This window comes from Vibrio porteresiae DSM 19223, assembly GCF_024347055.1.
Classification (GTDB): Bacteria; Pseudomonadota; Gammaproteobacteria; order Enterobacterales; family Vibrionaceae; genus Vibrio; species Vibrio porteresiae.
This window is the reverse complement of record NZ_AP024896.1, coordinates 577,632-603,794: the sequence shown is the minus strand read 5'-3', so window position 1 is coordinate 603,794 and position 26,163 is coordinate 577,632. Positions and strand designations below refer to the sequence as shown.

Below are 26,163 nucleotides of genomic sequence, written 5' to 3'. Positions count from 1 at the left end.
TTGAACATTTCAAGGAGAACAAATGGAATTTTTAGAATCCTTCTTTGGGTTAGTTGGAGACTTGACATGGGGCGCGTCTCTAATCCCGTTTCTAGTAATATTTGGGTGTTTCTTCACCATCGTTACGGGCTTCGTTCAGTTCCGTTACTTTAAACGCATGTTCCGTGTGTTGAAGAAAACCAATCAGACAGACAATCATAAAGCCATTTCAGGCCGTGAGGCACTGCTCCTTTCTATCGGTGGTCGCGTTGGCGGCGGTAACATCGCTGGTGTAGCAGTCGCGATTACGTTAGGTGGTCCTGGCGCTGTATTCTGGATGTGGGCAATTGCCCTTGTCGGTATGGCAACCAGCCTTGTGGAATGTACTTTGGCGCAACTTTACAAACGTAGAGACGGTCACGAGTTTCGTGGCGGTGCTGCCCGTTCGATCATCCATGGTCTTGGTGAAAACTACCGCTGGCTAGCCACTGTTTATTCCGTGTGCTTGATTGCCTCTTTTGCTCTTGGCTTTAACGCTTTCCAAGGCAACACAGTGGCAGGCGCAGCGCAAGACAGTTTAGGCATTGATCGTATTTATACTGCGATTTTCCTAGCTGTGATTGTCTGCTTCATTATCTACGGCGGCATCAAACGTATCGCTAAATCTGCTGATATCGTTGTTCCTATTATGGCGGTGGGTTATGTTGCGATCGCGCTTGTGATTATTGTGATGAACATTACTCATATCCCTCATGTACTTGCTGATATTTTTGCCAACGCGTTTGGTTTCAAAACAGCGGTAAGTGGTGGTATGGGCGCAGCGATTGCACAAGGTTTACGTCGCGGCTTGTTCTCTAACGAAGCCGGTCTAGGTTCAGCACCAAACGTTGCTGCTACTGCTGACGTACCACACCCAGTAAGCCAAGGTATCGCACAGTCACTTTCAGTGTTTATCGATACTATGGTGGTGTGTTCATGTACCGCATTCATCATCCTACTTGGTAACGTCTATGTACCAGGTGCAGAAGGGATTGATGGTGTTGTTCTGACTCAGCAATCCATGGTAGGTCACCTAGGCAGTTGGGCACAATATTACCTAACAGCCGCCATTTTGTTGTTCTCATTCAGTTCTGTGGTTTACAACTACTACTTGGGTGAAAACGCGCTGACCTTCATGACGCAAAAAAGCTGGCCGGTTCATGCGTTACGCTTAGCCGTAGTTGCTATCGTATTCCTAGGTGCGATTGCACCGGGCGCGACAGCGGTATTCTTCTTCTCTGACCCACTAATGGGTGTTCTGGCGGTGATTAACTTGCTTGCTTTGATCATGCTGTTCCCAACAGCGATGCGTCTATTGCAAGACTACCGCAAACAGCTAAAAGAAGGTGTTGAAGAGCCGGTATTTAACCCAGAAGAGTTTGCTGACTTAGACATCGACCACACAGCGTGGAAGAGCTAAGCCGCTCGTTAACTTAGGTTGCTTGCCAATTCACTGCCCCATGAGGGAATTGGCAAAAGTGATAAAGACAATAAAGCCAGTCAAGTGACTGGCTTTATTTTTACGACAGAAAAACTCAGTGTTGCGCTGAGGTATCGCTCGGAGCCGCGGTTGGCGCTGGGCTTTTTTCTGCTGGAGCGGCACTGGCTTTAGGCGCAGTGTCAACTTTTGCGACAGGCTCTGCTTTAGGCGCAGCGGCTGCATCGACTTTTGGTGTAGCCGTTTTCGCGGGTTCGCTCACAACAGGTTTCACTGTTGTGGCCGCTGCTGGAGCAGCGGAGGCTGGCGTTGCAGCAGGTTTAACATCAGCAGCTTTGGCTGTCGCTGGTTGAGCGGCGGCGGGTTTCACTTCTGGTGCTTTGGCTTGCACAGCCGGTGTTACCTCTGGGTTTTTCACTTCTGCAGCTTTTGCTTCTACCGCTTTTGCTGGAGTCGCTTTCTTAGTGGCTTTTGCTTTCGCTTTTGGCGCAGCAGGCTTAGCCACTTTAGCTTGTGGCTGAACTTCCTTTTTGGCAGCTGGAGCCAACTCAGCTGTCGCTACTGACTTTACCGCAGTGGCTTCTGCTTTAGGCTTTACCGCTGTTGTTGGTTTTGCCTCCTCTTTCTTCGCTACGGTTTTAGGCGCAGCTTTAGGAGCAACAGATGTTGAATCCTCAGTCACACTGCTTAGCTGTTTATAGCTCCAAGCATTGAGTCCAGCTTGAAGGTCGGTAAAAGCACCAAACCAGTTTTCCTGTTGTGTCTTTAATGATTCCATTAAATTCAGTTGGTTATCAATCAACTTAGCAATCATATCTGGTGATGATTGACTGGTTTGAGCAATTTCCAACGCTTTACCTGTTCCTGCCACAATCGCATCAAAAGCACCGCTTTGACTGCTGGCTAGTCGTTCATAAGTCGCCTTCATCAAAGCTGCTAGGCTTGATTCGGTGGCTCCCCATTTGTCTGGCTGAGTAAACAGCAACATAGTGTAATTAGGAATAGAATCCAGCATTCCAGAAGTAAGCCAATCACTCCATGACTGGTTGGCAGAGGCCCCTACTGGATTGGCTGAAAAGAAATTGCTGATCTGTTTGACATAGGATTCTTGAAACTCAGTCCATTGTTCCACGGCTTGAGTCACGTTCATCCATTCACTTGTACTAGACGCCATATTTAATCTCCATTGTCGATTTTATTTGGGTTAGGAGCGCATTCCCCTAGCCCGAATAGTCATCTCACTCACGGTTCTCTGCTAACCTCTGTACCATGCTATAAACTGCTTTAATTTGTGGTGCATTGGCACTGAAGTAGTCACCGCTAGTTGGATTAGAAGGTATTGAATATCCCCAAAAATCCCAACATCCTTTCGGATTGTAGGGCTCTGTACTGGTCAATTTTTCTGATGGATGCACCTGTGGATAGAGCATAATCAGGTTATTTGCATCGGCAAAAGCGTTATAACCAGTACCATCATAATATTGGTCGCCAACGCCTTTAACAGTGGCTCCCTGTTCACAGCCATGAAACACCACGTGAACTGAACATGCCGTACCTTTTTGACATTGAGCAGGTATGTAGACATATCCAGTGTCATCCATGCTGGTAAATGGTTGATCTTTTATGAATTCTTTTTGATTAAAGGGCATTGCCTTAGCCTGTTCATTAACAGGGGCAGCCTTAAAAGATGGGTAGATTTGCGCCAATATATCCTCGGCTTGAGGAATATCGCAGTCGTTGATGTAAGGAGGCTTTGTCACCCCACACGCATTGTCTTGGTTATTTTCAGTGATAAACGCATGACCGGCAGCGACCTTTTTGACGTAGTTTATCTGATCGTCAGGCACACCCAATTTCTTGAAAAAGGCGTAGGTTTGGTCCATCACGATCGTGCTAACTGTATGATCTTCGGTGCCACTAAACAGATACAAACGTGCTTTTGTCACATCGCTCACCGGGTCAATTTGATGAGCTGAAGCGAGCTGATTGGTTTTTTTAATCAGTAGTGGGGTGTTAGGACCAACATCGGCAGTTAATGGATTCATGCAAGCGGTCATTGCATTGGTCAGTCGTGGGCCGGGATAGGATTGAGCACATAAATAAGGACCACCGGCCACAATTCCAGCCCCCACCATATTGGCAGAGTGAGCCATAAAGAATTGGCTGGTCATAAAGGCTCCAGACGAAAGTCCAGAGACCGAAGTGTTATCAATGTTTGCGCCTAACGCAGGCAAACTTTGCGATTGAGCACTACTCGTTTGAGCCCAAGAAGCGCCCATAAACAGCAATACTGTCGTTACTGCAGAACCTAAACGACACTTCCAAAAGCGACGGTTTTTCTTCATTTCCTTTTCTCACTCACCAAACCCTGATCCACAGGGCACGAGATGAAAACAAGGCTACGGTCTTCCTTTCGTTTTAGACGTGAGTCGGCTAAAAAGACGAGATTTTAAAATGAGAGACGACAATAGCCTCTACTGTTACCGCTCTATATCTCTATCTCTGCTTTTTCTCTGGCTTTTGTCTCATACGCTATGGGTGTTGCTTTACAAATACTTTGCCCACGGTTAGCTCTGTGACCCGAAAACAAAATACCAACAAACTGCCAAAGCGTCACCCGCACAAGTTATAACCTATGCTAGGTGTGTTTCAATTATCAAACTTTAGGGAGAAAGATCGATAAGGCCTTACCCTTAATGAGTATAGGTGAATTTATAATAAATCAATCTCAGTGCACTAAATTGCGTATTGAGATTGCATTTTAAAATAGATAAAAACGTTCATTTTCATAATGTTAAATTAATTTATTTTTTGAAAAAATTTCCGTTTTCACCACCAAACCTCTTCACTCGTTATAACAGCTTGCCTTCAACTGAGCGGAAGATCTGAGAGCTAAGGACAAAAATAGGAAAAAACGAGCGCCAGTGCGGCGCTCGTTTTTCAGGCAAAGTAACCGATGACTGACGCGTTTTAATGTTCTTCAAAACGCTCAGCTAACTGGCGAAACTCATCCACTTTTTTATTCATCACTTGACTAAATTGATGCACGGATTCGGTCGCCACGAGGTTTTGCTCTGCCGCAGAGGCAATCGAATGGATATGGGTATGCAGCTCACCGGTTAAGTGACGCTGATTTTGCGCCGAATTCGCCATAGAGGAGATGTTATGATGCAACTGCTCTAATAACACCGTCACTTGTTGCAGACGTTGTTCGCTTTCAAGGGCATCCGCGCTGCATGCAGCGGTCTGCTGTTGGCTACTTTCTATCTCACCGCGCCAATTCTCTATGGTATGGAGCATAGTGGTAATGCTGGATTCAATTTGCTGAGTCGCCTTTTGGGTGCGCGAAGAGAGTGCGCGAACTTCATCAGCAACAACGGCAAAACCGCGACCTTGCTCTCCTGCTCGCGCCGCCTCAATAGCCGCATTAAGAGCCAATAAGTTGGTTTGCTCAGCGATACCACCGATTTCATTCATCAGCGTACTGACTTGCTGCGCCTGATCATTCAACTTAATGGTGGTCTGCGTCGCACGCTGCGCTTGATCGGTCAGATGTTCCAGATTGCGATGGGTTTTATCAATGCTCTCTTTGGTGTTTTGGCACTCACGATTAACATCATCAATCAAGTGGTAAGCCTCATCCGCCCCTTGAGAGACGCTCTGTGCTGCCTGCTCCACCTCATTGGTAGCGGTCATCACACGCTTAATATCACGAGTTTGCTGACTCACTGCATCGTGCACTTGGGTCGCCGTTTCATTCAGTTCTGCAGACAATTTATACAGGGGCTTAGCGGAATCGACAAAACGTCCGAGCACCGTCCGAATCTTGGCCGAAGCCATCTTAAGGTGATAGTCAGCGTAAGAGAATGGATCGTCTCCTGAGTAGATCAGCCGACTTAAACTGTCGTATTGGCTACGCAGACGCAACAGTTGTTTGGGCGTATCTACCAACTCTTGACGAAAGAACAGTACGATTGAGGCCAGTGGCAGTAAGCTTAAAGCCCAATGGAGCAAATCACTTTCCAACCAAATGTGGACTGAGAGCGGCACCAATAGCGCGATTAATAGCAGCACATAACGCAACGTCGCATTGATACGCAACGACGGATGACGTTTGCCCTGCTCAATCGCGCACAAATCGCGATACGCCTTGGCCGCAGTATTAACCCAGCTGCGCTGCGCCTTAACGCGTACCGATTGATACCCGGACATTTTGCCGTTTTCATAAATCGGCGTGACGTAGGCATCGACCCAGTAATACCCACCGCTTTTGGTGCGATTCTTCACAATACCACGCCACGGATGGCCTTTTTTAAGATGCTCCCACATGTCGGCAAACGCCGCTTTAGGCATGTCTTTATGGCGCACAATATTGTGATTGTGGCCGAGCAGCTCTTCTGGGAAAAAACCTGCAATCCGGCAGAACGTGTCGTTGCAATAGGTGATCACACCACGTAGATCGGTGGTTGACACCAATTGTTCGCCTTCGGCTACCGGAACTTCTTGATCAATATAGGTGTTATTATTGGCCGACATTACTTATCCAGTTGTGTTGATTCCGCCCTTATTGCTAATAACCATAGTTCAATTTGCTACTAACGGATAAGCGTGAGCGTGCTTAATCCAATGAAGTGCGAACTAAAACAAAAAATCCCGAACAATTCGGGACTTCTTCGCAATTCAATTAGTGAGTGATTTATAACTGGCTTATGAACACGGCAAATAAAGGGCACTGCGAATAAAGGACACAAATACTAACTTACCCTTCATCAACAATAAACAGTAATTCAACACGGCGATTACATGCTCGACCAGTAGAGGTCTTATTGGTGCACTCAGGAAGGTATTCGCCATAGCCTCGAGTATAAATTGAGTCCTTTGGCACCTGCATTTGCCTTAGCATACGTTCAATAGATTTAGCACGGCGCTCAGATAAGCTGTCGTTTAAGCGATAAGTGCCCGTGGTATCCGTGTGACCATTGACCACAATAGTGATGGCCGGATGGTGAGCTAGGAAATAGCTTAAATTGGTCATCCATGGATATGAGGCCGGAGCCACTTTATCTGAGTTGGTGTGAAAGCGAATGGTATCTTCCACATACACCATCATCGATTTGCCTGGAATGACCTGATAATCAATGCCTTGATTAGAAAGAAACTGTACCAACTGTGCGTAGTTGCTGCGAATAACAGGCGTGCTGTTTGCTGGCGAATCGGATTTCACCACACCCCAATCGGGATTACGCACCAAAACGTCGTCTTTGGGCGCTACATCAAGCTTATTGTTTCCCCCCAAGAGTTTATCAAACGTTCCGCTACTGCTACACGCACTTAAAAACAGAGTGAGGAAAAGGGATACATACTTCATCGAACTCATCGCTCATTGATGGATAACATTGTTTATATCGGCGAAACTTAAAAAACTTTATGAAAAATGATCGAATTATCAATCAGTACTGTGGAATTTGACACATTTATTCCCTTTACACTGAGTTGGCAATCATTACACTGCTACTCAAATTTAGCCAATTTTATGCAAACTGGCGAATCTTATACCCCTTTTTGAATGAGTGATTACCTTATGTCTAAAATCTTGCTCCCGCTTATCATTCTTGTGTTGGCGGCGTTTTTCATTTATCGCACGTGGAATAACCATAAACTTGCTGAAGAGAACTTTGCCAAGGGTCAGGCATTCTTAGCAGAAAATGCCAAGAAAGAAGGGATAGTCACGACCGCAAGTGGTTTGCAATACGAAGTGCTGCAACCGGGCACTGGCACTGAACATCCTAAAGCCACAAGCAAGGTGAAAGTACACTACGAAGGAAAACTGCTCGACGGCACTGTCTTTGACAGCTCTTACAAACGTAATGAACCGATTGTGTTTGGCCTAAACCAAGTGATTAAAGGCTGGACTGAAGGCGTGCAGTTGATGGTCGTGGGTGAAAAAACACGTTTTTATATTCCAAGTAACTTGGCGTACGGCAAAACAGGCAGTGGTCCGATTCCACCAGCCGCAACCCTGATTTTTGATGTTGAGTTACTCGATATTCAATAAGCTCACGTAACTCTCAATCAGATAACCTATGAAAAGGGGCACTAATCAGTGCCCCTTGCTATTGGTGTTCTTCTCGCATCACTAGGCTGGAAATGGGTGAAATTCTAACCCCTTATCCGTCACCATGACACAATCCATCCCGCCAGCATGAGCGGCTTGCATACCCAATAAGGTATCTTCAAATACCACACATTGTGCTGGAGTTAGCTTAAGCTCTTGGCAAGCTTGCAAAAAGGTATCTGGATTTGGCTTATGATTAACCACATCGGTTGCGGTCACTAACGCATCCAATTTCGGTAATAGCCCCGTGCGAGTCAGCAATTGGGTCGCCATACCACGTTGACTGCCCGTTCCTACCGCGATTTTCTTTTTGCCAAGAAAGCGGTTAAGCACTTCATTAGTGACGGGAATCAAATCGCCTTGGTCGCTTAATTCGGTGAAGATACGCATCTTGTTTTCTGACACCGTTTTGGCATCCAGACTCAAGCCGTAACGTTGGTTAATCTCATGGACGATTTTGAAGCTGGGCATTCCCCCCATGCTATGCAGCCACGCACCATCAAAAGGGAAATTGAACTGCTCTGCAGTGATTTTCCAAGTCGCAACATGGGCTGGCATGGTGTCAATCAAGGTTCCATCCATATCAAAGATCAGTCCTTGATAACGTTCAAAATCAATACTCATTAACACAATTACCTTATAACAGCTGACGAGGGCTTCATCATTACACGAACAAAACGGGGATTCAACAATCCCGACTGCCCTACCCCTACAGCCCTAATAAGGTTTGAAAAGAAAACGGGGACGAACAAAACAAAAGCAGCCATCACAATCACACCGGCGATCCATTTGCCTAGTGTGGTGCGTATGACTGCTTACGAAATCGGTGCGGTTAAAAGGGGTATTAATGTACGGCTTGTGCCAGCGCCTTTGGTGTTTCCCAGGTATAAATAAACTCGGGGATAGTGCCACCGCAAGGTGAATGCCATTGACGCTCTAACTGATGAATACCACCAATGTGATCATAAAAATCCACTGCTTGGTAGTTCTTTTCCATCACTTCAATGTACACACCGGAATCAGGGAAGTAGTGATCCACCCATTTCAGCGCTTCTTGAATGAGCTGTTTACCAATACCACGTCCACGATGCTCAGGTGCAACGTGCAGCGATTCGATAATCGTGCCTTTTTCAAAATCGTGATTACCAAACACACAGATAAAACCAAGCAATACGCCGTGCTCTTCTGCGAGCACTATGTGTTGGTTAAAAGGGGGATTGGTTAAGCGGGTTTGCCAGATTAACAAACGGTCTTCTAGCACTTCGTGTTCAAGGTACTCTTGTCCGAGTATGCCTTGATAATGGGTCTGCCAGCTTAATGCATGAAGCTCAGCAATCCGTTCATAATCTCGGTATTCAGCTGCTCTAATATCCATTTAATGTTCCTTAAAACGTCCTGTAAGGATTAAAACCAGACTCCATACTATTCAATAAATCGCAAAATGCAAAACTAACCGTCAAATAAACTTAGATCAAAGTTGATAAAAAGTGAGATTCACTATCACAGTAAATATTTACGAAAGATTATCCTAATATTTCACGCCCATTTCCTGCACCTAGTTTGATAGCGTAGCACGAAGAATAAGCTGTTGATTTGCCAGAATTGATCCCCCGTTATATGCAAAAAAGCGGAGCGGGACGCGGGCAGCCATCGCCACCAATAAAAAAGTAGAACCTCAGCTGCCACTGAACGTTCTACTTTTTATTGTTCCATTTTCAGCGAAACCGTTCGCGTCTAACCTACTTTGATTAGGCTATTTAAGATCGCCAAACCGCTCTAGATAGAGAACCGTTGCTGCCGTGCGCGATGGCACTTGCAGCTTTTTCAGCAGGCTCTTCATATGCACTTTGACCGTCGATTCAGAAATAAACAGGCGGTCGGCAATTTGCTTATTACGAAACCCTTTGGCGACTTCACTGAGAATCTGTGTTTCGCGGTCAGTCAGTAGGTCAAAAACATCACGGCGATCACGACGCTTACTCAAATAATTAAGCACGGTGTCGCTGTACGCTTTTGTCCCCGTCGCCGCATCTTTAAGTAACTCAACCAATTGTTCTGGTTCAGTATCTTTCAACAAATAGCCATCCGCACCGACTTTGACCAAGGCTTCAATGTCAGCGGCGTTATCTGACACCGTCAGAATAACGATCGTCGAAGTACATCCATTCGCTCGCAATACCTTGAGAGTATCCAGCCCTGATTTGCCTTTCATATTGAGGTCTAGCAGAATCATATCAGGCTCGTCTTTCTCCACCATTTCAATGGCTTCGTCACCACTGCTGGCTTCTGCGATAACATCAAACTCGGGTTCAATGCTGAGTAGCTGTTGAATGCCTCGGCGCATTAACGGATGATCATCTACCAGCATTACTCTACATTTGGTCAAGGGTATTCTCCTTTTCTAATTGGTACGTTATCGTCACTTTACAACCTTCATTCGGTTTGGACTCAATGAGCAAATTCCCGCCTAAACGCTGTGCTCGCTCGTGCATGATGTTCATGCCGTAGTGATTTTTCTGTGACACTGCTTCTGCAAAACCGATCCCATCGTCTTTCACGTAAGCGACCACCTGCCCCTCTTTCTCTGCGCAATAAATCACAATGCGGTCTGCGCGAGCGTGTTTAATGGCATTAATGGTCGCTTCCCTAATTAACTGTAGTAGATGCACTTGTTGATGAGCATCGATGTCCAGAGAGGAAAGCTGATTGACCAAGACAATTTCCGCACTGGTTTGTGAATCAAGCTGCTCGGTCATCTCCTTTAACGCTTGACCAAAATTGGTCTCTTTCAACGTTAAACGGAAAGTGGTTAGCAGCTCCCTTAACTGTTTGTAAGCGTTAGATAATCCCGTATCAATATCGGCAATCACCACCCCTGTTTTATCTTGCACACTCGGATCATCGATACTGGCCATCACACGTTTAAGCAAAGTAATCTGAATCTTCAAATACGATAACGACTGAGCTAATGAGTCATGCAATTCGCGCGCTATCGTGGCGCGCTCTTCGAGCAATAACAGTTGCTCTTGCTGCTTTTGATAGCGGTTATAGTAAATACCGCGCGACAATACTCGGCAGAAACTGTTAATCAATGAGCGATCAGGACAGGGTAACCCCTCTTTCCAACGCAATTTGCCAAGCACTTCACCATCAACGGTTAGATCCGCTTCATTAGGATAGCTATCGCACTCCTTACCATCATGCAGCTTTATTCCATCAACCCCGGCATCGGCAATCTCCATTTCCACTGACACAATGCCTTCAATGGTAGAGAAGTGATGGACAATCGCTTGAAAGTTTTCCAATTTAATTCGTGAGCTAGAGAGCTCTTGCGACGATTGGTAAAGGATTTGCAACGACTGATTGGCCTGCCTCAGACGTCGCGTTTTTTCATCCACTGCCAATTCCAACCCGCGATATAACTTACCTAGCTCGCTCGCCATGCTGTTAAAGGTTTCCGCTAATATCCCCAACTCGTTGGGGAAATTAGATTCGATTTTGATATCGAAAGAGCCGAACTTTACCTCTTCACTGGCTTTCATCAACAAACGCAGCGGATGAACAACGTATTTGCGCATGTAACGTACGACTATCAATGAGCTGAGCAAAATACCACCTAAGCAAAACCCACCAACCGCTGCCAAGGTGCGCAGTTTCTTCTCATTAAACTGCTGTAAATGCAGAACAAAGCTGTCTATTTGTCCTGCATAGGGTTCCAACAATCGCTGCGCCTCATCGCTTTCTTTACTGATCACTAGGCCTTTGACACTTTTCCAAACCATGATCAGTTGATGGTATTCATCGCGCAGTTCAGGCGGTGAATTCCACGTATCCACTGACCGTAGCGCAGGTCCATATAAAGAGCGCTCAAATTCACGGATGTGCTGCAATGTCATGCCGTTGTTGTCTTTTAAATCGACAACCAGTCGATACGCTTGCATACGCATCGACCCTGCCACATTGATAGACTCAGCATCCGTCAAAGATGAGGATAGGGTGATCACTGCAAATAAGATGATCAAAAGTCCGAAACCGATCACCCACGACATCGCCTTAGCAACAAAGTTAGTCACTGGCTTTGGCTTATTGAGCGCACTCGACAACTTCAACTCTCCTTGAAATTCTATCCCTTTCGTTGCTGTTTCATCTCATTAACCAGTCGACCTGCGATAAGCCAAGTTCCCGACCAATCCTAACGTTAATTACTTAGCGTTAATCCTAAGGGGTTATATAAAGAAATAGGCTATAAAACGGTTTTTGTGTATAACAAGCCGCTGTTTTCTGATTAAAAAGTGTGAATCTCGCGCAAATATCGGTAATACATCACCTTTTAGATCTCACAAACCACCTCGTGATATTTGAAAAATGGAGTGTAAAAACAAAAAAAATGAGCCAGCATTGCTGACTCATCGTGTATTAAATTACCTATTATTGACCACCAGACTAAGGTGCCATATCCACTTCGGTGGGCAAGTAGTGTTGCGCGGTTAAATGGCATTTTTCGGGCAGCACAGTACCAATTGAAATAGAGGACCAAGTACCCGAAATAACACCGATAAACATCGCGGTGGCGAAGCCTTCTAATGAAGCGCCGCCCATTAGCCATAATGCCGCGATAGTGATCAAGGTAGTGCCCGATGTCACCATAGTTCGAGAGAAGGTCGCCATCACGGCCTGATCGTTGATTTCCGGCGTCGGAGTATTACGTTTCGCCAAAAGCAGTTCACGAATACGGTCAGCGATGATGATGGAGTCGTTTAGGGAATAACCCAAAATCGCTAGCACGGCAGCCAATGTGGTGAGGTTAAACTCCATTTGAGTGGCAGCAAAGAAACCGAGCACCAATACCACATCGTGGAACAAGGCTAAGATTGCGCCACTGGCTAGGCGCCATTCGAAGCGAAAACAGAGATAGCCTAAAATACACAAGGTTGAAATCAGCAGCGCTAAGCCCCCTTGGTTGACCATATCGTCACCCACTTGTGAGCCCACCATGCTATTGCTGATCACCTGTACGTTTTTCGCAACAGGGCTTAGCAAACTCGCCATATCGGGAGTCTGTTGCTTGTCACCAGCGGCATAACGAATCAACCAACGCCCTTCACCGCCTGATGGCGTCACCGACGTTCCTTCACCTAACACCGGCGTTAATACATTGAGTAACTGGTGACTATCAACCGAGGAATCGACGGTCACTTCCGTCACCATACCGCCGGTAAAATCCAAACCAAGATTGAGCCCTTTGACGGCAAAAACCCCCAAGGACAAGACGATTAACGCGATCGAAACATACGAGGTAATGTAACGAATGCGACGGATATGTGTTGTAAAAAATGCTTTCATGATTAAACCCTCACATCACGACGTGTATCTCGACCCCAAATGAGGTTAACGAGTGCTCTTGAAGCAAATACCCCAGTAAACATACTGGTCATCAGACCCAAACCAAGAGTTAAAGCAAACCCTTGAATTGGCCCATTACCGATGGAGTACAGCACCACGGCAGTGATCATGGTGGTAAAGTTAGCGTCCCAAATGGTCGCAAATGCACTGCTAAAACCTTGATCTATGGCTTGAGCAAACGAACGGCCTTCACGCAACTTGTCGCGAATACGTTCAAAAATCAGCACGTTGGTATCCACAGCCATCCCGACAGTCAGAACCAACCCCGCAATCCCGGGTAGGGTCAATACTGCCCCTGGCAACAGAGCAATCAAGCCAAGCAAACAGAGCATATTGGCAATGAGGGCAATATTCGCTACCCAACCTAAACGTCGATACCAGAGCGCCATGAAGGTTAAAGTTAAGCCCATTCCCAAGGCCAGTGCAGCAAAGCCATTACTGATGTTTTCTGCACCAAGCGAAGCCCCAATGGTGCGCTCTTCAATGATGGTGACAGGAGCCGTCAGTGAACCGGCACGCAGTAGCAGTGCCAGTTGCTGTGCTTCATCACTAGAACCTGCGCCAGTAATACGGAACTGACTGCCAAGCTGAGATTGAATGGTGGCAACGCTAATCACACGTTCGCTGCGCACCGTCTCGCCACGTGAGTTGGTCTTATATTCACGGTAGACAGTCGCCATCGGCTTGCCGATGTGGGAAGAAGAGAAACGACTCATCGCTTCACCACCGGAGTGATCCAGAGAAATGTTCACCTCTGACATGCCCATGTTATCTAGCCCAGCTTGAGCATTGATGATGTGATCACCCGTCAGAACCGGTTGGCGAGCCAGCGGCACTGAACGTCCCTGCTTATCAGCAAGCGTGAACGTATCGTAGCTAGAACCATCGCTGACGACTTCATAAAATGCCAAACTCGCCGTGGCACCAATCACTTTCTTCGCTTGTGCTGGATCTTGCACACCTGGCAATTCGATACGAATGCTGTGTTCACCTTGACGCTGTACAAGAGCTTCAGTGATCCCAAGCTCGGCAATACGATCACGCATGATCTTAAGGTTTTGTTTTAACGTACTTTGTTGGAAAGTCTGTTTATTCTGCTCGGTTGGCGTAATAGTCAAGGTATCGGAGCTTCGCACCACATTCCAACCTGAATAGTTTTGGGAAACGAATTGGTTAACCGCATCGAGTGCCTTATCGGTATGACTGATGACCTCAAGTCCTTGATTAGGCTGAGATGAAACGCGCACTTGGCGCAGGTGCTGCTGACGTAAGGTGGCACGAATATCGTCGGCTAGCGCATCACGTTGTTCGTCAAAGGCTTTGTTTACATCGACATTAAGTAGGAACTGAACCCCACCACGCAGATCAAGTCCCAGCTTGATCGGCTCAAAACCTAGCTTGGCAAACCATGCAGGTGCAACCGATAAGTAAGAAAAGGTGATGTTATCGTTTTTATCCAGCACTTGATCCAATGCTTTTCTTGCTAGGGTTTGTTGGGTTTCGTCGGTAAACAAGATCGACTGCTTACTGCCTTGCGAAGAAATTTGCTCTGCCGGAATACCCTGTGAAGCGAGGAAGTTTTTCATCGCTACTACGTCATTGAGACGAGCACTTTTTTGCGCATATTCAATTTGGATTGAAGGCTGCTCACCGTACCAAGTTGGAATAGCACTTAACGCTAACACCACAACTGTTACGATCAACACCAGATATTTCCATGCGGAATAGTGGTTTAAGACACGTTTGGTGCCTGAAGATGCTTTTTTCATATTGTTCTCCTCAGCGTCATCAACGATGCGCCGAGTCAGTAATAACTCAAAGTGACAATGTCACTTAAACCAGTAATAAAATGGGGTTACTGACAATTAAGAGAACTGCGCATTAAGTGCGACGTAGAGGGCATTACTCTCTTTCCATCCCGATAAGCGATGGTCAGAAAAGCCATGTTGATAGGGAGTTTGTGGCAATCGTATGGCAACAAACGAGCTGCTTGGCGTCTCAGCAATCAACCAAACCAGTGAATCTAACTCACTAAAACCAAGTGGCTCATTGTTATCATCGGTATTGTCATTGGTTGCAGAGCGCAAGCCCAATGTCCAACGTCCTTGATGAATAACTGCCTCAGATGAGGGGCCAGCATTTTGAGTCGAATGAGGGACAGAATGAGAGCGGTTGAGAACTTTGCCATGAATGTCATGAGCAACTGCGTCATGAGAAACAGCAAGTGCTGGAACATAGGTGTAAGCCGTATTTAACTCGACAGCAGTCCACTTCTGCACTGGCAAAAGCAGTGCTAGCAAGGAGAGCAATAAGAGAGAATACCAACGCGACAACATAGACACCTATGGAACAAGAAGAGGCATCAGTGTAATGACCAATGCCCCACTCCACAAGCAAAACTTCTGTTAAGGTTTGGCGTCATCAGGGCCGAATACAGTAGCGTTTTGCGCATTGAGATAAATCTTATTGATTCGCTTCATCCCGCCACAATACACAAAGTAGACATCTTCTTTGCTGAAATTCACTGAGCGAACCCAACCACCAGTTTCCATAAAATCATCCGGCTTACAACGTTGCTGCTGCAGCAGTTGATCCGTGGTTTTAATGAATGTCTCTTGGTATTTGCCAATATCATCGGATTTATCTATGTAGCCTAACAGGGTTTTCCGGCGCTCATCGGCACTGATTTCAGGCTTTTTGGTCACTAAGCCGTCAAGAGGAATCCATTGGGCTGTGGCTGGCTGATTCTCTTGGTAAACAAAATACTCGGTGATTCTTCCCCAGCCATGCTTTTTCTCTAAAAGGTGAACCTGGTCGCCACGATACATTGAGCCTTCAATAAACGCATTGACGTCAGGTTTACTGCGAACCGGCAAAGTAGCCTCGTCCACGTAGTAATCCATGATATCGGGGTTTTGAATATCCATTTGCGCTTGATTAACTTGTGGGTCGACATTTTTCTCTTCCGCAGGTTTGGGACCAAAGGTCACATACATGTCAAAAATCGAACCATGCATCGGCGCGTAATAGAACATATAGTAGCCAGCACCAGCACCTACTATGCCCAAAAGTAATAACACTGGCATGATTAACTTTTTCATCCCCACGAGCTCCTTACGCTGTTCTGAGGAAAAACTAACTATAAGTATTGGTCAGAGTTGCGTAACTGTCTAAAAATGCATCATAACCCTAAGCAAATTAACGCTTTTTTGTGAAGTGTCTCGGTTATATCACTGGCTAATATGCACCTTATAGACTATTATTTGTGCCAGAAGAAGTAGGGTTATTCGGCTTAAGTTTACATTGTAAATAATCGCTTTTTCTCTTTGGTAACAACAGGATTTCCCGATTGAAACTTGGATTCATACTCCCTAGAGTGGGCACAAAGATCAGCTACTTAGCCGTAAAAACGATAGCCACCCTGCTATTATGTTAATTTTTTGTCAGAAGCGGCTTAGCGTATTCATTTCTTTGAGGTCAAACACGTTAAAGCGCGTATAAACGGCTTATGAATCTTTCGGTTTATGATTCACCTGACAAAAAAGTAGGTCATAGTGTCTTCTGATAAATTACAAATATCATCTGATAGAGTAAAAAACGTCGCCCAGTTTTTTTTCATCTGGGGAGTGTTGAGCCTAGTGCCTGTGCTCTATTTCTATCTTCAATATCGCGACGTCAATAATAAAATCTACAGTTTGGTACAACAGGAACGTGGGATTAACTTGGAGTTTGGTAAACAGGAAATCATCTCCACTAGCCGAGATATGCTCAAAAGCTTCCATGTTCTCTCAAGCAGCATTGTCCTACAAAACGCGGTTATCGCCCCGAATGAGCTCAATTCAGCCGTGTTGCAAGATTTTTGGCGTTCCGTTTTATATGCACAAGGATTACTATCAAGGCTGCGTTTAGTAAATCTACAAGGCCAAGAGTTGGTCGATGTGTTCAACAATAATAGTAATGTGTCCAGCACACCGCTTAACCGCCTACCCAACATCGCTAATTCCGCACTATTTGACCGGGCAAAACTCACGCAAGATGACAGCATGAGTATCTTTATCGTTGATGGCAAAGAGGACAACGCAACCCTCTCGTCAACCAGCCCTGTACGCTTTGTAACGCCGCTAGTAGTCAATGGCCAACGACGTGCCTATTTTATCGCGGATATGAATATCGATTATATCTATGACAAAGTCATCAATGCCAACCCAGTCAACAAACCTGAGCTCGTTGATTCAAAGGGAAATTATCTAATTAGTTCCACCCACGCAGGGCGATTAGAGTCTGAAGGTGCCAAACAACCAGCCGATAGTTTTGCTAAATTGCAACCGGCGATTTGGCAGGAAATCCAATCGATGGGCTCCGGTGCCTTTAAATCCACCTCAGGCTGGATAAGTTTTGTCAAAGTGCCACTGCATATGGTGGATGGCGCGCTAAATGATATCTATCTAATTGATACTATAGGAAATGGCGATATTGCCCAGGCGGAGCGTAACCGTTACTCTACCCTCACTTTTCAATTGGCAGCGATTCTCTCCATTCTGGCTCTGCTCTCGATCGTATTTCTCAATTGGAACCGTAAGCACGTCAAAAATACCCTCGAGAGTAAGCTGGCTCTTGCCGCCATGGAAGGAATGTCGGCGATCATCATCACTGACAAAAACAATAAGATCATCAAAGTTAACTCGCAATTTTCTCGTTTAAGTGGTTACCAATTAGATGAAGTGCGTGGGCAGACCCCGTCTCTGTTTGCTTCGGGTAAACACAATGCAGAGTTTTATCAGAAAATGTGGCAAGACTTGCAAACCGTTGGGGTCTGGGAAGGTGAGATTGTTAACCGCCGCAAGGATGGCCGCTTACTAACCGAGATTTTGCGTATTCAAGCCATTACTGATGATAACCATGTTATTCAGTTTTATGTGGCCTCTTTTGTGGATATCACTGAACGGAAAATTTTGGAAAATCGCCTCCGTGAACAGAGTGAAAAAGACGCCCTCACCGACATACCAAACCGCCGCAAATTCGACCGAATTTTCCGCGGGGAGTGTTATGAAATTCAACGCTATCCAAAACAAAAACACTCCTGTTTTGCTATTTGTGATATCGACCATTTCAAAGCGATTAATGATACTAAAGGTCACGCCTACGGTGACCACGTTATTCGCTCGGTCGCCCAAACGCTAAAAGAAGGGTTACGCGAGTCTGATTTTCTTGCCCGTATCGGCGGTGAAGAGTTTGCGGTTATTTTGCCGCACACTTCTATGGGGGAAGCTCAGACAGTTCTGGAACGTTTACGACTAGCGATATACGACAAACACCATAAGCAAGTGACAATCAGTATTGGCTTTACTAATGTCTCGGCGATTGCCGAAGATGTTTATCAACGTGCTGATATGGCGCTCTATGAGGCGAAAGCATGTGGACGCAATAAAGTGAATTTCCTGACAAGCCAAGAACACGTTGATTTGGTCTAGCAAGGTTCGATTTGAGCTATTCCAGTAAAAACGTATCCAGGGAAAAGTGCCCAGTAAAAAAGCCTTGCAGTGCAAGGCTTTTATCATATGTCAGATATTCAGTTCTATTGGTTTAATTGACGAAGATTGGCGCAGTTTTGGCTCAAATCACCGTTTAGCGCGTTAATCAAATTATCAACGGCACATTGAGCCATCGCATAGCGAGTTTCATGTGTCGCAGAGCCAATGTGAGGAAACAGCACGACGTTATCAAGGCCAATCAGTTCGCTGGAACTTGGCAGAGGTTCTTTCTCATACACATCCAGACCTGCCCCTTTGATGACATTATGCTTTAACGCTTCAATAAGAGCCGCTTCATCCACGGTTTTACCACGACCACCGTTAATAAAAAAGGCGCTCGATTTCATTTTGGCAAACGCTTCTTTATTGAAAAGCTTATCGGTTTGTTCAGTATATGGGAGAACTGAGCAGATAAAATCTGAGGTTTCAATCAGTTCCTCAAAAGAGACTTTTTTCGCGCCAAACTCTTGTTCAGCCTGAGGTTTTGCACTGGTGTTATAGTATTGGATATTCATACCAAAACCATGATGACCGCGACGAGCAACTGCACTGCCTATTCTTCCCATGCCTAAAATGCCCAGCGTTTTACCATGCACATTCGATCCGAACTGCTCAACACCGACACTCTTGGTCCATTCGCCTTGACGAACAAAACGGTCAAGCTCAATGGCGCGGCGAGCCGTACATAAAATAAGTGTAAAGATGGTATCTGCTGTGGTTTCGGTTAAGACCGTAGGCGTATGCATAACAGGAATAGAACGAGCACTGAGATAATCGAGATCAAAGGCATCGGTACCGACTGAAATGGTCGAAATCGCTTTCAACTGGGTAGCGCTATCTAATTGCTGAGCCCCCAGCGGTAATCCCGCACCAATAAGACCATCAGCGGTGGATAGCTCAGTGAGAAAATCCACTTGATTAGCATTTTTTAAATCAGCAAATTCAATAACATCAAATGCATCACGTAAACGGGCGAGTTCAGCCTCTGGCAATGTGCGATATAGGATAACCTTCTTTTTCATACCAACTCCTGGAGAGATGAGTTTCAACGTAGGATGAGCTTCCCATCGCAAGCACACAGCTTAATCGGATGGGAAAAATATGGGAATCGGTACGATAAACCGCATCCCATTTCAGCAGGCGTTGGGAGAGAATAAAAGATCTTATACGAATAAAATATCGACGCGGTCACTCTTTGTCCATAAAGGAGAACCATGATTACATGATTACATGATTAATGTGTCGTTAAGCATGTCGTGAGGCAACCGAATTACGAATGATCAGCTCGCAATTGAGATCCAAATCTTGCGACTGCTGTTGCTCGCCAATCAGATAGAGGATGCCTTTTTGCAGCATACGATCAAATGGAATCGACACGGTAGTTAAGGTCGGCGTCACGTAGTTACTCATCGAAATATTATCGAAGCCGGCAATCGAGACATCCTCAGGAATTTTATAGCCCATTTCGTAAAGCGCTTTCATCGCGCCAAACGCCATCTCATCGTTGCCCGCCAAAATCGCGCTCACTTGCTGACCTTGAGCAAAGAGTTGCTTGGTGGCTTGATAACCGCCCTCTGGTAGCCAGTGACCGGCACTAACCCAATCTTCGCGGTAGGCAATGTGATGTTTTGCTAACACATCGCGATAGGCAGCAAAACGGCACTCACCAGAAGCCGAGCCTTCGACACCTTGGATAAAACCGATCTCTTTATGGCCTTGGCTAATGATGTATTCCATCATTTGCACCGCCGATTGATAGTGATCGGTAACAAACGCGCATTCTGGATGTGAGGTTTGATGACGGTTAATAACAACGATCGGTGTTTCAGAGGATTCAATGATATCCGCCATCTCATCTTCGTTAAGAAAGGATGGATAAACCACGATACCAGCGCACTTCATATCAAGCAGGAAATTGATCGCATCACGCTCTTCTTGTGCAGAGTGCTTACCATCAGCAAGAATCAGTTGATAACCATTTCGTTCACTGAACGATGCGGCGTTGTACACGATAGTAGAGAAATAAGGTCCGTTATACAAAACGTTAGTCATAACGAAACCAATGTAACTGGTCTTTTTGGTTGCTAATTGACGCGCCAGCAAATTAGGGCGATAGCCTGTCTCTTCAATCGCCTTATACACAGCCTGTTTCGCTTGCTCACTAACCACCGCATTGCCGCTTAGAATTCGCGACACGGTAGATTTAGAAACCCCCGCCTTTTTGGCAACGTCTAACATAGTAACCATAATAATTCTCTAGCCTAGTTATCGTGTTAAAGATAGTGAGCCAGCAACTAGCTGGCTCACAAAGGCGACAATATTAGAGTTTCTCACCATTGGTCGCAATCACATCTTGATACCAATAAAATGATTTTTTCTTAGCACGTGCTAATGTCCCTGTATTGTCATCGTGTTTATCGACATAGATAAACCCGTAGCGTTTTTTCATTTCCCCTGTTGTAAAGGAAACCAAATCGATACACCCCCAAGGGGTGTAGCCCATCAGATCAACGCCATCAATGCTGATCGCTTTGCCCATCTCTTCAATATGAGAGCGTAGGTAATCGATACGATAGTCGTCGTTGATTTCTCCGTTTTCTTCCACTTTATCGACCGCGCCAAAGCCATTTTCCACGATAAAGAGTGGCACTTCGTAACGCTCGTACAATGTCGCTAGGACATAGCGCAGACCCACAGGGTCAATCTGCCATCCCCAATCACTGGCTTTAAGGTAAGGGTTTTTCACTGAGTGAGCACCACTGCCATCCACACTGTTACTGTCGTTGTTTGTGATTGCAGAGTTGACGGTATTTGACATGTAGTAGCTAAAACCAAGGTAATCCGACTTACCCTCTTTTAGCACCGCTTCATCGTCCTCTTCCATTACAATCGTGTACCCTTTGCGCTGCCACTCTTTTTTGGCATAGCTTGGATAATGGCCTTTCACCATCACATCAGAGAAGTAGAAACGATCATGCATCGACTCTTGGGCGAGCATCACATCATCAGGATTCGATGAGTAAGGATAATAAGGCACCATAGAGCACATACAACCCACCAGCAGATTCGGATTCAGCGCATGGGCTTGTTTCACCACTTTCGCTGCCGCAACAAACTGGTGATGCACCGCTTGATACATGGCTTCTTCAGGACGTTCTTGTTCTGACAACACGATACCAGAGCAGGTCCAGCCAAAAATATCAGGATGGGTGTGTTTCTGGTTGTTGATCTCATTGAAGGTCATCCAGTACTTCACTTTGTGCTGATAGCGTTCAATGACGGTCATGGCGTATTTAACAAAAAGATCCACCACTTTACGGTTTAACCAACCGCCATACTCTTTGGCAAGATGGTATGGCATTTCAAAGTGACTCAGCGTAATAACTGGCTCAATGCCATATTTCAATAGTTCATCAAACAGGTCATCGTAAAATTGCAGCCCAGCTTCATTGGGCTGCGCTTCATCACCATTGGGGAAGATACGTGTCCACGCAATGCTGGTACGGAAACATTTGAATCCCATTTCAGCGAAAAGTTTTACGTCTTCTTTGTAATGACCATAAAAATCAATCGCTTCATGGTTTGGGTAAAATTCACCGTCCAACACACCGTCGGTAATGCGACGCTGTTTGCCATGGGCACCTGCGGTTACCACATCAATAATGCTGACGCCTTTTCCCCCTTTATCCCAGCCACCTTCAAGCTGGTGTGCGGCAACCGCACCTCCCCACAAAAAACCATCGGGAAAAACGTTACTCATAACAACTCCTATGCGATTTGAATTACGGGTTCGCCCATTTCGATTGGATGTTCTTCTTCATCCAAGATTTGCAGTTTGAACTCGTCACTATTAAGAACAATAAATGGGGTCGTCACGTCGTAGCCTGCTGCTTTCACTGCTTCCAAATCGAAGCGAATCAAAGGCTCACCTGCTTTTACGACTTGATCAACCGAAACTAATGTGTCGAAAAATTCCCCTTTTAGCGCAACCGTATCTAGCCCAACGTGAATCAGTAGTTCCATGCCGTTTGCACAGGTCAAACCCACCGCATGTTGGCTTTCAATAACCGAAGACACAACCGCATCACAAGGGGCAGTCACTAAACCTTCTTCTGGTTTAATCGCGACCCCGTCACCAAGCATTTTTTGCGCGAAGGTTTCGTCATTGACGGTTGAGAGAGGAACCACAATCCCTTTGACTGGACTGGCTAATACCACTTGTTGTTGGCTAGCTGAGGTCACTTCAGGCTGTGGACTCACACTTTTGGCACTGGCTGGTGCCGCTTCATTGGTGGTTTCTTCTTTTGGATCATCAAAACCAATCACAAAAATCAGCACAGTGGTAACAACGAATGTCACACCAACGCCCGCCAGCATACCGATGAAAGAGAATGGGTTTTCAGGGGTAATCGCGTTCACTGTTGTAATAATGCTAGATAGACCGGCATATACGTAATAGTGAGTATCGAACAAGCTCGCCACCAAGCTACCTGCGGCACCACCGATACAACCGCAGATAAACGGTTTTTTAAAGCGTAAGGTAATACCGTACAAAGTAGGTTCAGTAATACCGAAGATTGCGGTAATCCCTGCTGAATAACCGGTCTTTTTAATAATGGTATTTTTAGATTTGTAAGCACAAACAAACGCGGCAACCATTTGTGCAACCACAGCACAAGTTTGGAACACTTGGAATGAGTCTTTACCAAATTGTTCGTAGTTGGCAAACACCAGCGGTGTGGTACCCCAGTGAATACCGAAGATAACCAAGACTTGCCAGAAACCACCCACTACTGCAGCAGCAACGGGTGGCGCTGCGTTGTAGAGCCAGTTGTAACCAACCGCAATGTAAGCAGCGGCAGCACTGGTAACAGGGCCAATCACAACCAAAGTGACAGGGACCATGATGATCATACACACCAATGGGGTAAACAGCTCTTTCACAACATCAGGCAAAATTTGCTTGGTGTAACGTTCTACATAAGAGAGTGCCCAAACCAAGAAAATGGGAGGTAGAACAGAAGAAGAGTAAACGGTTTTTGCCAAAGGTAAGCCAAGGAAAGTATAGGCTTCGCCTGAAGCGATTTTACCGGCAATTTCAGCCCAGCTTGGGTTGATCAATGCACAGCAGCACAATACCGCGATGTAAGGGTTACAGCGGAAATATTTCGCCGCGGTAAAACCGATGAACACTGGAAGGAATGAAAATGGTGTCCAAGATAAAAAGTTCAGCACTTCAAAAGTACCAGACGCCACCACATCTGGGAAAAAGTGTTTAGTAACAATCAAAGCCCCTTGCAGAATACCGGCTGAAGCCAAGATAAACAGCAAAGGTGCAAAAATCGCGGACATAGACGCAATGACAGCATCAAGCACACGTGTTTTTTGTTCGCCAGAGCTTAGGAAGCTTTTATCAACCAAATTGCCCATATTGGCAAATACATCAGCCACGTGGGTTCCCAATACCACTTGGAATTGGCCACTGGCGATCACCACTGTGATAACCCCTGGCATCTGTTTAATTTTATCGGCTGCACCTTCTGGAACTTCTTTTAAAATCAGGCGCAAACGTGTTGCACAACGGGAAAAGTCTTTCAGGTTATCCTGTCCACCCACCTCTTTTAATATATCTTTTGCGAGTTGGGCATAATCTCTAATAGCTGAGGCCATGCGTTCACCTTTTGTTTCAATTTGTAGGATTTATTGTTTTTTTGCAACCGGTTTCAGCCTAACGCACAAAAACAGCTCCGCAACCGGTTTCAGAGCAAAGTGTGCGCCTTTTCAAACTCTGTCCACAGAGAAGCAGGTTGAGATCACAAGTTACCAAGTTAATGGGAAAATGAGTTGACCGGTAGAATGTTAAGCGGGTCACCTTCTGCCCAACATCGGTTCAATGCACCGAATAGGTTAGCGATTGTTATTAATAAAACCATACAGTTAGCTACAATCGTCACAGGATCTCATTGCGTTCTCACAAGAAGCGAAAAAGACAAATGAACCGTGAGACAAGGGCACGAAATAATAAACAAGTTTAATAATGTGATGCCATTGGTAGTGCAATTCATCGCACTCTTACATACAGTTATAGGTGGGCATAAAACATGCTCTACTGATTGATGACGCAAACAAGAACCGCCGCAAATTTGCAATCTCATCTTCAACAGAAGAATTTGCTGAATTTGCAGAGAAACACTTCGTTTTGATTAGCCATATCTGATATAACTACAGCAAGATATGAGACTAGTTTCAACTAGTTAAGCATACCTCAATCAACCTTTTTGGCTGGTTACAATTGCATAATTTCAGGGAGAAATAAGATGCAAGATACCCTAACTGTTGTTTTAGCCGGTGGTGTCGGCTCCCGACTGTCGCCTCTCACGGATGATCGTGCCAAACCCGCGGTTCCATTCGGTGGTAAATATCGGATCATAGATTTTACTTTGACCAACTGCCTACATTCCGGTCTGCGACGCATATTGGTACTCACCCAATACAAATCCCATTCATTGCAGAAACACCTGCGTGATGGCTGGTCGATCTTTAATCCCGAACTGAACGAATACATTACTGTGGTGCCACCGCAAATGCGTAAAGGTGGCAAGTGGTATGAAGGGACTGCCGATGCGCTGTTCCACAACATGTGGCTACTAAGTCGCAGTGAAGCAAAGTATGTGGTGGTGCTATCAGGCGATCACATTTATCGCATGGACTATGCTGCGATGCTTGAAGAGCACAAAGCCAAAGGGGCGGGTCTGACGGTCGCCTGTATGGATGTACCGCGCGCTGAAGCCAGCTCATTTGGGGTGATGGCGACCGATGAGTCCAATCGTATCGTTTCCTTCATTGAGAAACCGTTGGATCCACCTTCTATTCCTAATCAACCAGATCGCAGTTTGGCATCCATGGGCATCTATATTTTTGATATGGATGTGCTGCAAAAAGCGCTGCAGAAAGATTCGGATATCGAACATTCAAGCCACGACTTTGGCAAAGACATCATTCCCGATCTGATTCCCGAACGAAATGTCTACGCCTATCGTTTTGGCGAAAAAGGGCGTGTGAATCGCGACTGTTACTGGCGCGATGTCGGCACCATTGACTCATTTTATGCAGCTAACATGGATCTATTAGAGCCGATTCCACCGATGGATCTCTATCAGAAAAATTGGGCAATTCGCACTTACGAACCACAATATCCGCCTGCTCGTACTGTCTCATCAGCCACAGGGAATGAAGGGATTTTCATCAACTCCATCATCGCTGGTGGCGTGATCAACTCTGGCGGCTCAGTACAACACAGTATCATCTCCTCTAATGTTCGCATTAACGATGGAGCAACGGTACTGGATAGTATTTTGTTTGATGACGTCACCGTCGGTGCAGGATGTCAGTTACGTAACTGCATTGTCGACAAACACGTCAACATTCCGGCTAACACCACCATTGGTTTAGATAAAGCTCAAGATGCCAAACGCTTTTACATCTCAGAAAAAGGCATTGTGGTGGTGCCAGAGAGCTATCAATTTAAGTGAAGCTCAATTTAAGTGAAGCCGGTCGTTTAGATAAGTGATTCACTGCTAACAAAAAACAAGCCCACGAACGATTAAGAACGTGGGCTTGGCTTTATCAGGAGCACGTGAATGCTCTTTTTCGGGGGT

20 protein-coding genes are annotated in these 26,163 nt (G+C 45.7%); 4 read left to right on the top strand and 16 right to left on the bottom strand.

All coding sequences use genetic code 11. The features are described from left to right. Positions 1-22 precede the first annotated feature (22 nt). On the top strand, positions 23-1,438 hold the full coding sequence (locus OCV11_RS19310) for an alanine/glycine:cation symporter family protein (RefSeq protein WP_261897646.1): 1,416 nt from the start codon (positions 23-25) through the stop codon (positions 1,436-1,438). A 115-nt stretch (positions 1,439-1,553) separates the two neighbouring features. On the opposite strand, the gene OCV11_RS19305 is transcribed toward OCV11_RS19310, so the two are convergent. The 4 genes from OCV11_RS19305 to OCV11_RS19290 form a co-directional block, all read right to left on the bottom strand. Then, on the bottom strand, positions 1,554-2,630 hold the full coding sequence (locus OCV11_RS19305) for a hypothetical protein (RefSeq protein ID WP_261897645.1): 1,077 nt from the start codon (positions 2,628-2,630) through the stop codon (positions 1,554-1,556). Positions 2,631-2,694: 64 nt separating this feature from the next. Beyond that, complete coding sequence (locus OCV11_RS19300; RefSeq protein ID WP_261897644.1) at positions 2,695-3,801, bottom strand: extracellular catalytic domain type 2 short-chain-length polyhydroxyalkanoate depolymerase; 1,107 nt, start codon at positions 3,799-3,801, stop codon at positions 2,695-2,697. 625 nt (positions 3,802-4,426) lie between these two features. Beyond that, positions 4,427-5,992, bottom strand: coding sequence for a methyl-accepting chemotaxis protein (locus OCV11_RS19295; RefSeq protein ID WP_261897643.1), 1,566 nt, complete (start codon positions 5,990-5,992; stop codon positions 4,427-4,429). 223 nt (positions 5,993-6,215) lie between these two features. Further along, positions 6,216-6,824: an OmpA family protein gene (locus OCV11_RS19290; protein WP_261897642.1), complete on the bottom strand. Its 609-nt coding sequence runs from the start codon at positions 6,822-6,824 to the stop codon at positions 6,216-6,218. A gap of 213 nt (positions 6,825-7,037) precedes the next feature. Here OCV11_RS19290 and OCV11_RS19285 point away from each other — a divergent pair, with 213 nt between their 5' ends. Beyond that, entirely contained in the window at positions 7,038-7,511 is a 474-nt protein-coding gene (locus tag OCV11_RS19285) for an FKBP-type peptidyl-prolyl cis-trans isomerase (RefSeq protein ID WP_261897641.1), read from the top strand. An 81-nt stretch (positions 7,512-7,592) separates the two neighbouring features. Here the strand turns inward: OCV11_RS19285 and OCV11_RS19280 are convergent, their stop codons facing one another. The 8 genes from OCV11_RS19280 to OCV11_RS19245 all read right to left on the bottom strand — a co-directional run bounded on the left by OCV11_RS19280 (position 7,593) and on the right by OCV11_RS19245 (position 16,075). Next, positions 7,593-8,195, bottom strand: a complete 603-nt coding sequence (locus OCV11_RS19280; RefSeq protein ID WP_261897640.1) for a beta-phosphoglucomutase family hydrolase — start codon at positions 8,193-8,195, stop codon at positions 7,593-7,595. 220 nt (positions 8,196-8,415) lie between these two features. After that, entirely contained in the window at positions 8,416-8,946 is a 531-nt protein-coding gene (locus OCV11_RS19275; protein WP_261897639.1) for a GNAT family N-acetyltransferase, read from the bottom strand. Between the two features lie 378 nt (positions 8,947-9,324). Beyond that, positions 9,325-9,957 (bottom strand): response regulator, encoded by a 633-nt coding sequence (locus tag OCV11_RS19270; protein ID WP_261897638.1) that lies wholly within the window; start codon positions 9,955-9,957, stop codon positions 9,325-9,327. Next, complete coding sequence (gene narQ, locus OCV11_RS19265) at positions 9,944-11,674, bottom strand: nitrate/nitrite two-component system sensor histidine kinase NarQ (RefSeq protein ID WP_261897637.1); 1,731 nt, start codon at positions 11,672-11,674, stop codon at positions 9,944-9,946. Before narQ ends, OCV11_RS19270 begins: the two co-directional genes overlap by 14 nt. Positions 11,675-12,014: 340 nt before the next feature. After that, positions 12,015-12,914, bottom strand: a complete 900-nt coding sequence (secF, locus tag OCV11_RS19260; RefSeq protein ID WP_261897636.1) for a protein translocase subunit SecF — start codon at positions 12,912-12,914, stop codon at positions 12,015-12,017. Positions 12,915-12,916: 2 nt separating this feature from the next. Beyond that, positions 12,917-14,743 carry a protein translocase subunit SecD gene (gene secD, locus OCV11_RS19255; protein ID WP_261897635.1) on the bottom strand — a complete coding sequence of 609 codons (1,827 nt, stop codon included), beginning with the start codon at positions 14,741-14,743 and terminating at the stop codon, positions 12,917-12,919. 96 nt (positions 14,744-14,839) lie between these two features. Next, complete coding sequence (locus OCV11_RS19250) at positions 14,840-15,310, bottom strand: hypothetical protein (RefSeq protein ID WP_261897634.1); 471 nt, start codon at positions 15,308-15,310, stop codon at positions 14,840-14,842. Between the two features lie 69 nt (positions 15,311-15,379). Next, positions 15,380-16,075, bottom strand: coding sequence for an SH3 domain-containing protein (locus OCV11_RS19245; RefSeq protein WP_261897633.1), 696 nt, complete (start codon positions 16,073-16,075; stop codon positions 15,380-15,382). A gap of 453 nt (positions 16,076-16,528) precedes the next feature. Here OCV11_RS19245 and OCV11_RS19240 point away from each other — a divergent pair, with 453 nt between their 5' ends. Next, on the top strand, positions 16,529-18,445 hold the full coding sequence (locus tag OCV11_RS19240; RefSeq protein ID WP_261897632.1) for a sensor domain-containing diguanylate cyclase: 1,917 nt from the start codon (positions 16,529-16,531) through the stop codon (positions 18,443-18,445). 104 nt (positions 18,446-18,549) lie between these two features. Here the strand turns inward: OCV11_RS19240 and OCV11_RS19235 are convergent, their stop codons facing one another. From OCV11_RS19235 to OCV11_RS19220, 4 genes are all read right to left on the bottom strand, one after another. Beyond that, positions 18,550-19,527 (bottom strand): 2-hydroxyacid dehydrogenase, encoded by a 978-nt coding sequence (locus OCV11_RS19235; protein WP_261897631.1) that lies wholly within the window; start codon positions 19,525-19,527, stop codon positions 18,550-18,552. 223 nt (positions 19,528-19,750) lie between these two features. Then, positions 19,751-20,752, bottom strand: coding sequence for a LacI family DNA-binding transcriptional regulator (locus tag OCV11_RS19230; RefSeq protein ID WP_261897630.1), 1,002 nt, complete (start codon positions 20,750-20,752; stop codon positions 19,751-19,753). A 73-nt stretch (positions 20,753-20,825) separates the two neighbouring features. Further along, entirely contained in the window at positions 20,826-22,265 is a 1,440-nt protein-coding gene (locus OCV11_RS19225) for a 6-phospho-beta-glucosidase (protein ID WP_261897629.1), read from the bottom strand. Positions 22,266-22,273: 8 nt separating this feature from the next. Continuing rightward, positions 22,274-24,175, bottom strand: a complete 1,902-nt coding sequence (locus tag OCV11_RS19220) for a glucose PTS transporter subunit IIA (RefSeq protein WP_261897628.1) — start codon at positions 24,173-24,175, stop codon at positions 22,274-22,276. Positions 24,176-24,822: 647 nt separating this feature from the next. Between OCV11_RS19220 and glgC the strand changes: the two genes are divergently transcribed. Further along, complete coding sequence (gene glgC, locus OCV11_RS19215) at positions 24,823-26,037, top strand: glucose-1-phosphate adenylyltransferase (protein ID WP_261897627.1); 1,215 nt, start codon at positions 24,823-24,825, stop codon at positions 26,035-26,037. The last annotated feature ends 126 nt before the right edge of the window (positions 26,038-26,163 follow it).